Here is a 13,252-nt window from a genome sequence, read left to right on the forward strand (position 1 = left end):
TTAAGCTGTAAAGATAAATATACAATGAGTCGATCTAAAGTGTTTGGTAGTACCCTGATTATCGCAGGGACTACAATTGGTGCTGGTATGCTGGCGCTTCCTCTTGCGTCTGCAGGTATTGGTTTCTCAACCTCTCTTATTATCATGTTGGGATTGTGGGCATTGATGGCGTTTACGGCGCTATTGATGCTTGAGCTTCACCAATATGCGGACAGCAGTGCAACTCTTCATACTTTGGCGAAGCAAATCCTTGGTCAGAAGGGCAAGTGGGTTGCGAGCTTTGCGATGCTGTTCTTGTTCTACTCATTGTGTGCCGCTTACATTGCTGGTGGCGGTGCTCAGTTTGGTGACCGTCTAACAGAGTGGTTTGGGCTGGATATTTCAGGCTCGACTTCCACCATCATCTTTACTCTTATTGTCACTATGGTTGTGACGGTTGGTACAGGAACGGTAGACAAGGTTAACCGCGTGCTGTTTGGCCTTAAGATGGTGACGATGATTGCAGTATTGTCATTCCTAGCGCCAAACGTGACCGAATCTTACTTGCTGAGTATGCCAATTGAACAAGGCCTTATCGTTGCAGCAATTCCAGTCATCTTCACCTCTTTTGGTTTTCACGGCAGTATTCCTGCGATTGTGAACTACCTAGATGGCGACACCTCGTCTCTACGTAAAGCCATCATCGTTGGTTCTACGATTCCTTTGGTTATTTACATCTTCTGGCAAATTGTGACGCTTGGTGTTGTGAGCCAAGATACACTGATTGAAAACGGCGGCTTAAGTGCGCTTATCGGTCAATTATCTCAAACGGTTCACCAATCAAACCTTGGTAGCGTAGTGGGTGTATTTGCTGACCTTGCTCTTTTGACTTCTTTCCTTGGTGTGAGCTTGGGTCTGTTTGAATTCTTGGGCGACACCATCAAAGGCGACAGTGAAAAACCAAACCGTTTGGTTGCAGCAGTAATCACTTTCACTCCGCCACTAGGTTTTGCACTGTTCTACCCACAAGGTTTCATTATGGCTCTGGGTTACGCAGCGATTGCGCTGGCTATTCTTGCTATCTTCTTACCATTGGTGATGGTGGTGAAAGTGCGTCGCTCCGATGAGTTTACAGGAGAATACCGCGTGGCAGGTGGTCAGGGAGCACTATTAGTAACGGGCATTGCAGGTACAGGTATTGTGATGGCGCAGCTACTCATTACTCTGGGCGTGCTTCCTGCGCTGGGTTAATCACCAAGCTGATAGATAACGAGCAACTCATCATGTATTGAAAAGCCAGTGTACGAAAGTGCGCTGGTTTTTTTGATCTGGATTAAATTACCGTAGAATATTCGGTGAAAAGATTGGCGAAAATCTGTTTTTATTTCGTACACTTAAGTTGTGGTATGTCGATAATTTAGGTGGAGAAAAGCCGCTCTAATCACATCAAATACGCTGACTTTCATGAGCCTTTTCTTCTGGTTTCTCTACTTGGTGTGGAGGTGAAGTATGGCGCACCGGAGTTTTTACCCGTTTGCAAAACCGCTCAATGAGCAAATGCAAACACTGAAGAATAGGATGCAGGCACATTTACCGTGTGTCGATAGGGTGTCTTTTGCAAAATACCACCCAAAACAAGGCATGCTAAAATCCTTTGCTGAGAGTGAGTTCGACACTTGGTGTTTGGCTCATCATGAAGCGCCACTTCGTAAACTTCATAATTTAAGCATTGCTGCTGACAATGCCATTCCTCGTCTTGTTAACGATCTCTACGACATTAACCACTGTCCGCGCATTCAAACCTTATTGAAAGAAGGTTATCACTCATCTGTTGCGATCCCTTGTTACGATCGTCAAACCTTTACTGGCTTCGTCTTTCTCAATTCGATTCAGCCTAATGCGTTCAGTGCAGAAGCTTTGAATGGGTTAAAGCCTTACTTTGAAATGGTTCAGTTCGCAGTAGAGTCTGAAGACCATGTCGTTAACGCTATTGAGCTGTTAGCGGAAAGAATGCAGTGCTTGATGCCAGGTTATTCACCAGAGGTTTACTCGCACAGCAAACGAATGGGTATGTACGCTCAATTGATTGCCACCCAACTTGCTGATACATACCAATTCAGTGATGAGGTTGTGGAGCAAATCGGCATGTTCACTCGTTATCATGCTCTAAGCGACATTAAGCTTCCGGCAGATATCGTGTGCAATCGTCGCTGTGTGAATGCAGAACAAGAAGCGCTGTTAACGGAGCACATTGAGCAATGTGTGGAGTCAGCCGATAACATTGTGGCAAGAATTGGCAATCCAGTTCATCCGAGTGTCACTTTGTTCCAACAAATCATTTCTTACCAACATGAAAACCTAGATGGCTCTGGTTACCCGCATGGGCTTGAGCATTCAGGTATTCCAATCGCTGCGCAAATAGCAGCCGTCGCCAATGTGTTTGATGTCATGACCACCCATCATCCATATCGTCAAGCGTGGTCGATTCCGTATGCCTTGTTAGAACTAGAGAAACGTGTGTATCAAGGCTTATTATCCCGAGAGTGCGTGAATGCCTTGCGCGAACATCAAGGCTACCTAAAACAAATCATTCATAAGTACCCAGAGCACTACGCTGGTATGGGTTTAATGTGAGAGTAGAGGAGCAAACCGTGAAGGGAATCAAAATATTGACTAGGAGGTCAGAATAAATAATACTGTATATGTATACAGTAGCTCGTTTGGAGGTGAAGTATGTTGTGGGAAACCCTAGAAAGAGTAAACCGCTTACGCCAACAAGCACTTGCGAATGCTGAATTCGTAGAGTCTGCAAAGGAACATGAAGAAGCTTTGCAAGACCAAGAGTATCATTACCAACCAAGAAAGCGTTCAGCCAAGGACAAACAAGGTAAGAAGTCACTGGCCGATATCTATAAAGAAGTAGAGTTTGGCGCTGACGCTCGTCATTAACTGGTTCAACAATGCTGCGACTCTCATCCTACTTTTCTCACCGTCGCAGCTCGTCCGTCAGCGAGCGCTGTACAATTGCAACGCTCGCTGCGTTAATAACAATCCTGATTTAATCTCTTCGTGACAATGTCACTATTAACTTATCGAAAGCATAAAAAAATCCCCCGAACAGTCGGGGGATTTTTTAGAAATCTGCTTTGCGTACGTAATGGGGGTTTTTGTACTTTTTCTCGGGACCAAAAGTAGACACCACCAATTTATTCCATAACGCTTTATCAAACTCGCCTTTAGGAATCGAAGGGTAGAGGGTTTCTTCCTCTTCTCTTGCGAAGTTCATGTACTGCTTTTTCTTGATTTGGTTGTACTTCTTAGCAATTTGATTGTGCTTTCTTACCCACTCAAGTTTGTACTCACGCAGGACTTTTTCACCTTTCTCTGCATCCATACGAGACAAGAAAAGACGCTTGTACGACACTTTTCTATCCAGCATGGTACGCATGACGGTTTGAATGTACTTACCGTGATGAGTAATGGTGATGTCATTCTCATCAATAGGCGTGATGCACCAGCTCTTTGGCAAAAAGCTTGGTTTCTTAAATTGCTTATTACGTTCCATCAGCACCTGATGAAGAACTAAATCAGATGTGCCGCGGAAAGTCTTTTGCCACTTAGCGATTCGAATTTGTAACGAACCTGGCAAGCGATAGATGTTAGTAAACTTATCTTGGTCCATGGACTTCAGTCATGAAATTAATATGCAATAGAAAACAGTTCGACATGAGCTGTGAGCGAAACGAAAAACACTTTTGCGGGGATAGCTCGTGTCGATAATTAACGCGATTTTACAACGACCTCGCGGATAATAGCGAGGGGTTATGTCAATAATAGGTAAGAAATAAAGAAATTGTTTAGATTATGAATGGCACTTTCGTATAAGAAAAGCCCGCAGCATAGCTAACGGGCTTCAAGTCAGTGGTAGCGAATTATGCAGACTGTTTAAACAGCTTCCTCGAATTGCTTGTCGTCTTCCTCTTCGATTTGCTGAATATGGCGATTGGCTTGCTGAAGTTGATACATCTGTGCATATCGACCATTTTGTTTTAACAGCGCCCTGTGTGTACCACTCTCTACTAAATCTCCGTGATGAAGAACGATGATTTGGTCTGCATCCAAAATCGTCGATAGGCGGTGAGCTATTACAACAAGCGTCATATCTTGACGAAGCACTTCAAGGCTTTTTTGAATTAACGCTTCTGTACCTGAGTCGATGTTTGCCGTTGCCTCATCCAAAATCAGAATCTTAGGCTTAGCGACAAGTACACGTGCGAGCGCAAGCAATTGTTTTTGACCTGCCGAAAGGTTCGTTTCACCTTGACCAAGTTGCGTATCTAACCCATTCGGGTAACGACGAATCTGTTCAACAAGGCCGACTTTTTCCAGCGCATCCCAAATCTGCTCATCTTCTACCTTTCTGCCCAAAGAGATGTTCTCACGGACGCTAGCAGGGAGAATATGTGGGTCTTGCTGTACCATCGCAACGTCTTTACGCAGTACGTCTTTGCCTAAAGATTTTAATGGACGCCCGTCAATCCGCAGTTCACCAATTTCGGTTGGATAGAACCCCATGAGCAAAGAAGCGAGTGTGCTTTTACCGCTACCGGTGTGGCCAACAAGCGCAATAAAATCTTGATGCGAAGCTTTCAGGGAAATGTCCTTCAATACGTCTTGTTTGCCATCGTAGCTGAAAGTCAGGTTGTTAAGCTCAATCGCACCTGTTTGCAGTGGCTTATGGTCATCGCCGTAAGTTTGCTCTTGTGCATCGATCAACTCGAATACACGCTCACTCGATACCAATGCTTGTTGAAGCAATGCCAACTGCTGTGTCATCTCAATCAAAGGCTCGGTCACGCGCGCTAGATAACTGATGAAAGCGTAAAGAACACCCACGCCAATCAGCTCGACACCATTAAAGCCAAAGATAGCGACAAGAGAGAGTAGGGCAAGGCCTGCAAGCAAATCCATCAGAGGGCGCAATAGGTAGCCATTCAAACGAATCACTTTCTTCGAGGCAACCAGATGGTCGTCAGTGAGGCCGTTAAACTGTTTGTTGAAACGCTCTTCTTGCAGCATTAACTGCACCACACTCATACCTTGAATGGATTCGCTTAAATTGGCGTTAATGTCTGTCAGTAGGTCACGCATGTTTCGGTAGCTTTCTGTACTGAGCTTTTTGAACAAGTACATAAAGCCAATCACGATTGGCAGCAGCACCAGCACGACAATGGTCAGCTTCCAGCTCATGTAAAACATGACGCCTAACATCACCAAGATCATCACTGCGTTTTTCACCACAGTGGCGATCAGTAACTCATAAAACTGTTGCAGCGATTCCGTATCGTTGGTGATACGAGAAACCAACTTACCCGCAGGAGTGTAATCAAATGCCGATAAAGGCTGCTTGATCACGCCAGAGAAAACCTGTTTACGAATCGTTTTTATCGTGTTGGTTGCCACAATACTAAATTGCAATGATTGGAAGTATTGAAATACCGCTGAGATAAGCTGCAAGGCAATGTAACCTGCGGCGAGTGAGATCAATATGTCACGCGAGTAATCACCTTTCGCGATGTGTTCATCAATAAAATACTGAATCAGCCAAGGTCCGCCAGCACTGGCTAACGCCGCGATAAACAGTAGCGCCAAGCCTTTTAGCATTGGCTTTGGCTGTGACAATGGGTAAGACATTAACCGTTTAAACGTTGTCGATTGCTTCATGATTAGTCCTCCATTGCCTGTTCTAGTTTCTGGTACTGGTACATTTCCGCATACCAACCCTGACGTTCCAGAAGTGCCCCATGCTGGCCACGTTCTGCTATGTGCCCGTGATTCAACACCACAATCTCTTCTGCCGCTTCTAGAGCAGTGAGGCGGTGGGCAATAACAATCAATGATTGCTCTCGATAGTAAGTCTCTAAGTTCTTCAGAATCTGGTGTTCGGTACGTCCATCAACAGCGGATAGGGCATCGTCCAAGACCAGCACTTGGGCATTGAGCAGCATGGCTCGTGCAATGGCGATACGTTGTTTCTGACCACCAGATAGGGTAATGCCTTTTTCGCCCACTTCTGTTTGATAGCCTTCAGGAAACTTCTCAATATCGTCGTGGATACAAGCCAGTTTCGCCGCTCGATAAACGTCTTCTTTTGATGCGCTAGGGTTGCCCAGAGCGATATTGTCGAAGATAGATTTCGAGAACAAAAACGGGCTTTGGTTAACAACAGCAAAGCGGTCACGCCACTCGGGCAGAACTGCATCCTTAATTTTGATATCACCAAACTGAATCGTACCGTTATCCATGTCATGTTGACGAAGCAGTAAGGTTAGTAAGGTTGATTTACCACTGCCAACTGGGCCTGCAATGCCGAGCATTTTTCCTGGCTCAAGGGTGATGTGAACATCAGTTAGTGCTGGTGGCAGATCTTTAGACCAGTGGAATTCATCAATCTTGATCTGCAAAGGCAAAGGTTGAGTGCCTAATGGTGTTTTACCACTGACGATCTCTGGCTTTTCATCGAAGATTTCTTGCAGACGGTTCCACGCGGCAGAGCCTCTTTCCAAGATGTTAAATAGGAACGCGAATGCCAGCATAGGCCAGATCATAAGACCCAAATACATAGTAAATGCGGTCAAATCCCCAAGTGTGATATCACCTTGGTCAACTAAATAGGCACCAGAAGCAACACTCAAAAAGAAAGACATGCCAATAGTCAGCTGTATGGCTGGATCAAAGCGCGCATCGACACGGGCAACGGCGATGTTCTTCTCGCCAGTATCATCCACAACCTCTTCAAAACGTTGCTGCTCTTGGTTTTCTAATCCGAAAGCACGCAGCATGCGCACGCCGTTTAATGACTCTTGAGTCATGTCTGACATCGTAGAGAAGGCTTCTTGTGCGATTTTGAATCGTTTATGCAGAATACGAACGATAAAGAAGATGATGATGGCAAGAAACGGCATCGGCAATAATGCCATTGCAGTCAGCTTCCAACTGATTTGCGTCACCATAATGATCAGTACCGCGATACCAGTGATCAGAGAATCGGCCGCAGTTAACACGCCTTCACCTGCGGTCATAACAATGTTGCGAACATCGTTCGTACCACGCGCCATCAAGTCGCCAGTTTTGTAGCGTTCAAAGAATCGAGGGGGCTGAGTAGAGACATGACGATAAAGGCGATTACGCAAAATGGTGCCTAGTTCCCAACTCGCGCCAAATAACCAGATTCGCCACAGTATTCGACAGCCATATATCGCAAAAAACAGCACAATAAGGCCCAATAACCACATCACTAAGGTACTGGTTTCGAGGGTATTATCGACCACACCATCGACAATAATACCGACCGCTTTGGGAGGAACAAGCTGAAGAGCGGAAATGACGGCAAATAGCAGGATGGACCCCACATATTGTTTCCACTTAAGTTGGAAATACCAACGCAGCTGCCAGAATATTCTCATTTCGCCTCCTGCTTAAATTATTGAATTTGTTATGGAACCATTATTGAGCGAATTGATGAGTTTACAAGCATAATTTTTGAGCGAAATGAAAAACAACACAATGTGTCGATTTTATAGAGGCTCGATGAATAGCCGCCTTATGTATTGCTGAAAGGGGAGGATGTAACAAGATATTGTGAATTTAATGTTAATTGTAGTTTTGAGGAGTTCCGTCTCAAACAGAAAGAAAAGCTTCAAAAGTATCACTCTTGAAGCTTATTTTTACCGGTTTTAGCAGTCTCTGGTTTGAATTCCGTACTTTATTTGACCACCTGCTGTTTTCGGATAATAGACTTCTACGTAGCAAAGGTTGAAGATGTCGACAGGCTTATTAGCAAAGCCAATTAAGAAGTAGGGTTCATCTTCATCGTCCACTCCGTACCAACGATTGATAGTCAGTTTTGGGTCAAACCCGGCGAGCTCTTTTGCTGGAATCACATTCTTGATATATCCGTAGTAGCCAATCAGATCGTTGACGCCATCGTTATTCAAATCAATGTTCATCAGTTCACCAGCGTCGACGTTCTCTTGCGATTGGAGCACGGCTTTTGCGTAGACTTGATTGTTGGCTGTCATCAGCGCCTCACGAGCACCATACAAGACAGCAATGCGGGCATCCTTCTGGATACCAAGAAATTTTGGGAGCGCAACGACACTTACCACCCCAAGAATGACGATACAAACCACCAATTCTATCAGTGTAAAACCTTTGGTATTACGCACAGCCAACCTCCGAATATGTATTTTTATAGTCTGCTATTCTGGAGCAAAATTATGGCTGGAAAGGTATTGAAAAAGAATGAAGTTATGCGATGAATGATTCGGTTCTAATATATAAAACAAGTTGCTTAAAATTGTATTCGGAATTTATTCAACCTCACACAAAAAGTAAGTGTAATCTCAATAAGAAAAAGCCCCAATTTTTTGAAGGTATGGGGCTTTAAATCATCGCTTTATGAGGTGCTTGTGGCGGCGTGTGAGCCTTGTTTGAAAACAAAACGCCAAATGAAAAGAACCACGGCTATGTAAGCTAGACCAACGCCAAGCGCTTGCCAGTGCATGCCGTTATACATCGCGATTGGCATCAAAGAGATGATGAAGATGTCAGTGATTGAGCCTGGGACGTAAGCGATGGCGTAATCATCAAGTACCTTGCTACGCATCTTTGGATCAACAATTCGAAGTAGAGCAATACCCATAGCTACCGTACCGGTCAACCAACCCCAAGAGAAGATGCCTTTCTCAAACCAATCTTCACCCATGATTCGTGGTGCTACCCAAAAGATTAACCAAAGTGTGAAACTTACGCCGCCAATTGCTAGTACTACCATAGGCATTAAGTACTGGGCTAAGACGGTAATCTTGATGGCTAAGATACCAAAGATAATCAAATAATCGGTACTGATGCCCGCAGCGTGTTTGAATGCACCGTCACAAAGATAGCGTGAAGCTTTCGTTTGTTTCGCGATGATTCGCACAAGCATGCCGCCAAGGAAGCCAGTTACAAACGTCGGGATCTGCACCTTATCGTGGAAAGAAGACAAATAGTTGGCAGCGACATAAGAGAAAGCGGTTACGACAACCACTAGCGCAGCGTGAATCGCGAAAGAATCAACCGACAGGGAAGACATGGTGTCTTTCATTACCGGTTCTTGATCATCAGGCTTAACAAGGCCTTTGCGTTCGTGTTCGTCCATGCTGTCGAATGTCGTAAAGCTGCGAATCCAACCCATCTTCAATGCGAATTGCAGCATGAGCATGCCAACAGAAATTGAGATGAAGATACCCACGGTTGCGAAGGTTAAGCCTAGTGTGAAGCCATCTTCCCAGCCGAGTCCCGTGAAGATTTCACCAACAACAGAGGCGGAGCCGTGACCGCCCATAAAGCCTGCAGACATTGTCACACCAAAGCCGGGATTTATCTCTGGCCAGAAGAAGGTAGTGATCGCAAGACCAAACATTGCTGCAAACAACCACTGAGAAACAGAAGCGATTTGGTTGAATGCCCACAATGAGCCAGCGCGCTGTGCGACGGTTTTAGGTGATGGAACATCCGTTGCCAGACCTAACGCAGAAAAAAGTGCAGCAGTTAACAGGCTTGCGTTAGCGGTAAAGGTGTCGGTCCAAGGCAGTACGTTTAGCAGGGCTGGTCCAAAAATCAGACCGAATAATCCCGCGAGAACCGCCGATGGAATGTACATACGTTGTAGTAGTGGCGTGTGAACGCGAATGACTTTTGCCAAAATCAATAGTAAGCCAGCAATGGCTAAGTCAGTCAGCATTAGACCTTTAGGCATTTTATCCTCCAGTAAATGCAGTCAAGGGGTAGCGTCCTTGTGACCAACCTTGATTGAAAAATCGCTCCCAACGAAAAAAGTCACATACGTGACCAAAAGTGTTGAGAAATCAATGTCGTTTTCATAAGCAAAGGAATGTGCTTATGCAGTTTGAAATGAGTGCAAATGTCGTGATTGCGCACGAACTTGAAGAGAAATTTGATGAAATTTCTCGATGTTATTTTGATAGTTCACTCAGGAAAGGCGGCAATCCTAGTCACTTTGTCAGAGTAATGCAATTGATGGGAATCAATAAATGATGTTCGCTAAATGAGCGTTCTATACTAACGGCCTGAAAAATAAAGATAATTAACAAGAAATAATATTTGTCATATCGACAATAAAAGTTGATTGAATGGTTAAATTGTCGCCGCTTTATGAGGTGGTGTTACGGATTCACATGCGAAAGAACAAAATCAACCAAGGTGCGGTTTTTAAGGGAAAGCTGTTTTGAACGGTAAAGCAGGTGGATCGGCTTTGGCTTGGGAGTATGTTGCTGGAGAATTTCCACCAATGCGCCAGATTGGATTTCCTGTTCAACTAAGATCTTTGGTTGTAGAAGAACGCCAGAGCCTTTTAACGCGGCAAACTTAAGCACATCACCATTGTTAGACGTTAATCGGGTGTTGCTGTTTCCAAAGGTATTAGATGGCATGTTCACCACTTGTTGGCTTTCTCCTTGGTGATACTGAAACCCCAAACAATGATGGTGTTCAAGGTCATCAAGCGATTGGATAGGGGCATGTTGCTCAAGATAAGAGGGGGAAGCGCAGTAAGTCATGTGGTATTCACCCAATTTTCTCGCGACTAACGACGAATCGACCAACTCACCGATTCGAATAATCACGTCAGCTTCGCTTCGATATGGGTCAATCAAATTGTTGTCCAACATCAGCTCAACGTTCAAATCGGGAAATTCAGCTAAGAAGTCAGCCACGATAGGAGCAATGACCTTTTTGCCATACGTGACAGGGCAGTTAACTTTCACTGTTCCGGTTGGACGATTGATCAGCGTCTGGATTAGGTTCTCTGCGTTGGTGATGTCTTCAATAATGCGGTGGCACTCTTGGTAGTAGAGTCTACCGGCTTCGGTCAGGGACTGTTTGCGCGTGGTGCGATGAATCAGCTGTGTACCTAAGCTTTGCTCAAGAAAGCTCACGTGCTTGCCAACCATGGTCGGTGAAATATCAAAGTGGTGTGCTGCATTACGAAAGCTGCCGTGTTCGACCACGTAAGCGAAAACTTTCATGCTTGTTAATTTATCCATTGCACACCCAGAGTTGATAAAGAAATAACTAAAGCAGAGTTTATCAATCAAATGAGGTTAATTACAGTGGGCGTATGATTAAGAATGGAGAAAGAGAGCCATCATGAGCGAGACGATTTTTGTTACCGCCGAACTGAAAATGAATGCCGATAAGCCAAGACAACAAGTGGTTGAAGCCATTGAACAATTTTGCCTTGATATGCAGAGCGAGGCTGGGTGTTTGCAAGCGAATGCGACCTACGATTCGAAAGACCCACTGCGTGTGATTCTTTGGGAGCGATATGAAAGCCGCACCGCGATTGAAGCGCATTTTGCTATGCCGCACACACAAGCGTTCATTACGGCTGAAATGGCAGAGTTAGTCCAAGCATTCGAAACCCAAGCGCAATAGGAGACGTGAAGATGAAATGGGGCATTTTAGGTACAAGCTTTATCTCAGGTGTCATGGCTGAAGCAATCCAAGGTGATGACAAGAGTGAACTGTACGCGGTTGCTGGGCGTTCGAAACAAAACTTAAAGGCATTTGCTGAGCAATATGGCATCGAGAATACGTTCACCGATTACGATGCGTTGATTGCCGATGAGCAAGTCGACATTATTTACATCGCATTGCCAAATCACCTTCATCATGACTTTATCGTTAAAGCGGCAGAGCAAGGGAAAGCGATTCTGTGTGAAAAGTCACTGTCGGTAGATATGAAAAAAGCCGAGTTGGCACTAAAAGCAGTCGAAACGCACAAGGTATTCTTTGCTGAAGGTTTGATGTACTTGCATCACCCATTGATCAGCGAGTTGGTTTCGGTGCTTAAATCGGGAGAGATTGGTGAACTTCGCTCGATTCATACTTCTTATATTGCGTCGATTGCACAGTTTGTGAACCCAGACAGCAAAGGTGCTTTGTATAACTTGGGCTGCTACCCAATGTCATTGATGCATTTGGTGGTGAAAACCATGTTGGGTGAACAAGCCTTTGGAAACCGCTCTATGACGGCGATAGGCCGACGAGGTAATGATGGGAACATCTGCGAGTCGAACTTGATGATGCAATTTGGTGAGCAACAAACGGCGAGCGTACACACTGCCGAAGATCATGGATTGAAACACCAATTCACCATTCTGGGTAGCAAAGGTTGTATTACGTTAGATTCAAATCCATGGCTACCAACGCAAGAAAACCAGTTTAGTGTGGAAATTTACGAGACGTCGAAGCGTGAAGTGTCTGTATCGGCAGGTGGAGACGCTTTCTTCTATCAAGTCCGTAATGTTCGCCAAGCGGTTGAAGCGGGGTTTACCTCGTTAGAGAACCCTTGTGCAACATGGGACGATTCTCATCGTATTATGCAGCTACTGACGGAGTGGGAATCACTGACTTCAAAGTAAGTCTGTACTTGAACCAATGAACATAAAAACGGCACACTAAATATAATGATTAGTGCGCCGTTATTGTTTTGTGTTCAGTCTGGATTAAATACGGTTATCGCCGGTGCTGAACGCAATAATTTGGCTGATCTCAGACAGGCTTCTGCCACTTTCTTGCTGCCATTGAACAAACGCTTTGTTGGTTGCATCGAGCGATTTTTTCGTATCTTTGCCACCTTCAATGATCTTGCAATTACGCAGGTAAGCTTCAACGTCGCTAGACAAGATGAAGGTATCAACGCCCATTTGACGCAGTGTGTAAGGGCCAGTATTTCCGCCTAGGCGATTGCCGCGTTTCTTCAAATACGCCCATAGGTCGGTGATTTTCTCTTGCGGCCAATCGGCAACCATTTTGCCAAACGAGCCGTATTCGATTTTTGCTTCGTGGATCATACGTGCGTTGGCAGGAATCGACATGACTTTAGTGAGGTGGCGAATGATACGTTTGTCGGTTGCTTTGGTTTCCCATTGCTCGTCTGACAGCATCAACAGCGGCTCAATCTTAAATCCGAAAAACACTTCTTCGAAGTTCGGCCACTTGTTGCGAACCACGCTCCATGAAATGCCACTTTGGAATACCTTCATCGAAAAAGCGGCCAGCCAACGGTCATCTGGAATCGCAGCCAGTTCCTCTTTGCTTAGTGGATGAGACAAAAGCGCTTCAAGTTGATCTTCACCACCTTTACGCTCAGCAGCACGCTGATAAATCGCGTCAAATTTTTCGATACTCATAAAAGAAGTTAGTC

Annotated in this window: 13 protein-coding genes; 6 read left to right on the top strand and 7 right to left on the bottom strand. The window is 44.9% G+C overall.

What is annotated here, in order from left to right; translation table 11 throughout:
- Positions 1 to 24: 24 nt before the first annotated feature.
- From ACLIIY_RS05635 to ACLIIY_RS05645, 3 genes are all read left to right on the top strand, one after another.
- Positions 25 to 1,230 carry an aromatic amino acid transport family protein gene (locus ACLIIY_RS05635; RefSeq protein WP_009704250.1) on the top strand — a complete coding sequence of 402 codons (1,206 nt, stop codon included), beginning with the start codon at positions 25 to 27 and terminating at the stop codon, positions 1,228 to 1,230.
- Positions 1,231 to 1,488: 258 nt separating this feature from the next.
- A complete protein-coding gene (locus ACLIIY_RS05640) occupies positions 1,489 to 2,613 on the top strand; it encodes an HD-GYP domain-containing protein (RefSeq protein ID WP_038896487.1) in 1,125 nt (374 codons plus the stop codon).
- 99 nt (positions 2,614 to 2,712) lie between these two features.
- Positions 2,713 to 2,928 carry a hypothetical protein gene (locus ACLIIY_RS05645; protein ID WP_005442113.1) on the top strand — a complete coding sequence of 72 codons (216 nt, stop codon included), beginning with the start codon at positions 2,713 to 2,715 and terminating at the stop codon, positions 2,926 to 2,928.
- A 184-nt stretch (positions 2,929 to 3,112) separates the two neighbouring features.
- Here ACLIIY_RS05645 and ACLIIY_RS05650 read toward each other — a convergent pair whose 3' ends face one another.
- The 5 genes from ACLIIY_RS05650 to ACLIIY_RS05670 all read right to left on the bottom strand — a co-directional run bounded on the left by ACLIIY_RS05650 (position 3,113) and on the right by ACLIIY_RS05670 (position 9,781).
- Positions 3,113 to 3,661: a hypothetical protein gene (locus ACLIIY_RS05650; RefSeq protein WP_020195938.1), complete on the bottom strand. Its 549-nt coding sequence runs from the start codon at positions 3,659 to 3,661 to the stop codon at positions 3,113 to 3,115.
- A 263-nt stretch (positions 3,662 to 3,924) separates the two neighbouring features.
- Positions 3,925 to 5,703 carry an ABC transporter transmembrane domain-containing protein gene (locus ACLIIY_RS05655; protein ID WP_045450272.1) on the bottom strand — a complete coding sequence of 593 codons (1,779 nt, stop codon included), beginning with the start codon at positions 5,701 to 5,703 and terminating at the stop codon, positions 3,925 to 3,927.
- Between the two features lie 2 nt (positions 5,704 to 5,705).
- On the bottom strand, positions 5,706 to 7,445 hold the full coding sequence (locus ACLIIY_RS05660) for an ABC transporter transmembrane domain-containing protein (RefSeq protein ID WP_434528280.1): 1,740 nt from the start codon (positions 7,443 to 7,445) through the stop codon (positions 5,706 to 5,708).
- A gap of 270 nt (positions 7,446 to 7,715) precedes the next feature.
- Positions 7,716 to 8,207 (bottom strand): prepilin-type N-terminal cleavage/methylation domain-containing protein, encoded by a 492-nt coding sequence (locus tag ACLIIY_RS05665; protein ID WP_009704256.1) that lies wholly within the window; start codon positions 8,205 to 8,207, stop codon positions 7,716 to 7,718.
- Positions 8,208 to 8,437: 230 nt separating this feature from the next.
- Positions 8,438 to 9,781, bottom strand: coding sequence for a sodium/glutamate symporter (locus tag ACLIIY_RS05670; protein WP_434528281.1), 1,344 nt, complete (start codon positions 9,779 to 9,781; stop codon positions 8,438 to 8,440).
- 143 nt (positions 9,782 to 9,924) lie between these two features.
- Between ACLIIY_RS05670 and ACLIIY_RS05675 the strand changes: the two genes are divergently transcribed.
- Positions 9,925 to 10,080 carry a hypothetical protein gene (locus tag ACLIIY_RS05675; RefSeq protein WP_434528282.1) on the top strand — a complete coding sequence of 52 codons (156 nt, stop codon included), beginning with the start codon at positions 9,925 to 9,927 and terminating at the stop codon, positions 10,078 to 10,080.
- A 128-nt stretch (positions 10,081 to 10,208) separates the two neighbouring features.
- Here the strand turns inward: ACLIIY_RS05675 and ACLIIY_RS05680 are convergent, their stop codons facing one another.
- Positions 10,209 to 11,087, bottom strand: a complete 879-nt coding sequence (locus ACLIIY_RS05680; protein ID WP_262638501.1) for a LysR family transcriptional regulator — start codon at positions 11,085 to 11,087, stop codon at positions 10,209 to 10,211.
- Between the two features lie 103 nt (positions 11,088 to 11,190).
- Here ACLIIY_RS05680 and ACLIIY_RS05685 point away from each other — a divergent pair, with 103 nt between their 5' ends.
- Both ACLIIY_RS05685 and ACLIIY_RS05690 read left to right on the top strand, forming a co-directional pair.
- Positions 11,191 to 11,478, top strand: a complete 288-nt coding sequence (locus ACLIIY_RS05685; RefSeq protein ID WP_434528283.1) for a putative quinol monooxygenase — start codon at positions 11,191 to 11,193, stop codon at positions 11,476 to 11,478.
- An 11-nt stretch (positions 11,479 to 11,489) separates the two neighbouring features.
- On the top strand, positions 11,490 to 12,467 hold the full coding sequence (locus ACLIIY_RS05690; RefSeq protein ID WP_434528284.1) for a Gfo/Idh/MocA family protein: 978 nt from the start codon (positions 11,490 to 11,492) through the stop codon (positions 12,465 to 12,467).
- 84 nt (positions 12,468 to 12,551) lie between these two features.
- Here ACLIIY_RS05690 and ACLIIY_RS05695 read toward each other — a convergent pair whose 3' ends face one another.
- A complete protein-coding gene (locus ACLIIY_RS05695; protein WP_005377694.1) occupies positions 12,552 to 13,238 on the bottom strand; it encodes a DNA-3-methyladenine glycosylase I in 687 nt (228 codons plus the stop codon).
- Positions 13,239 to 13,252: the final 14 nt, after the last annotated feature.

It is taken from the genome of Vibrio sp. K4 (assembly GCF_051122595.1).
Taxonomy (GTDB): Bacteria; Pseudomonadota; Gammaproteobacteria; order Enterobacterales; family Vibrionaceae; genus Vibrio; species Vibrio owensii.

Excerpts from the sequence above, each read along its gene's own strand:
- ACLIIY_RS05675 (WP_434528282.1), top strand. The coding sequence starts at position 9,925 with ATGCAGTTTGAAATGAGTGCAAATGTCGTGATTGCGCACGAACTTGAA.
- ACLIIY_RS05660 (WP_434528280.1), bottom strand. The coding sequence starts at position 7,445 with ATGAGAATATTCTGGCAGCTGCGTTGGTATTTCCAACTTAAGTGGAAA.
- ACLIIY_RS05650 (WP_020195938.1), bottom strand. The coding sequence starts at position 3,661 with ATGGACCAAGATAAGTTTACTAACATCTATCGCTTGCCAGGTTCGTTA.
- ACLIIY_RS05695 (WP_005377694.1), bottom strand. The coding sequence starts at position 13,238 with ATGAGTATCGAAAAATTTGACGCGATTTATCAGCGTGCTGCTGAGCGT.
- ACLIIY_RS05685 (WP_434528283.1), top strand. The coding sequence starts at position 11,191 with ATGAGCGAGACGATTTTTGTTACCGCCGAACTGAAAATGAATGCCGAT.
- ACLIIY_RS05645 (WP_005442113.1), top strand. The coding sequence starts at position 2,713 with ATGTTGTGGGAAACCCTAGAAAGAGTAAACCGCTTACGCCAACAAGCA.
- ACLIIY_RS05640 (WP_038896487.1), top strand. The coding sequence starts at position 1,489 with ATGGCGCACCGGAGTTTTTACCCGTTTGCAAAACCGCTCAATGAGCAA.
- ACLIIY_RS05635 (WP_009704250.1), top strand. The coding sequence starts at position 25 with ATGAGTCGATCTAAAGTGTTTGGTAGTACCCTGATTATCGCAGGGACT.
- ACLIIY_RS05670 (WP_434528281.1), bottom strand. The coding sequence starts at position 9,781 with ATGCCTAAAGGTCTAATGCTGACTGACTTAGCCATTGCTGGCTTACTA.
- ACLIIY_RS05655 (WP_045450272.1), bottom strand. The coding sequence starts at position 5,703 with ATGAAGCAATCGACAACGTTTAAACGGTTAATGTCTTACCCATTGTCA.
- ACLIIY_RS05690 (WP_434528284.1), top strand. The coding sequence starts at position 11,490 with ATGAAATGGGGCATTTTAGGTACAAGCTTTATCTCAGGTGTCATGGCT.
- ACLIIY_RS05680 (WP_262638501.1), bottom strand. The coding sequence starts at position 11,087 with ATGGATAAATTAACAAGCATGAAAGTTTTCGCTTACGTGGTCGAACAC.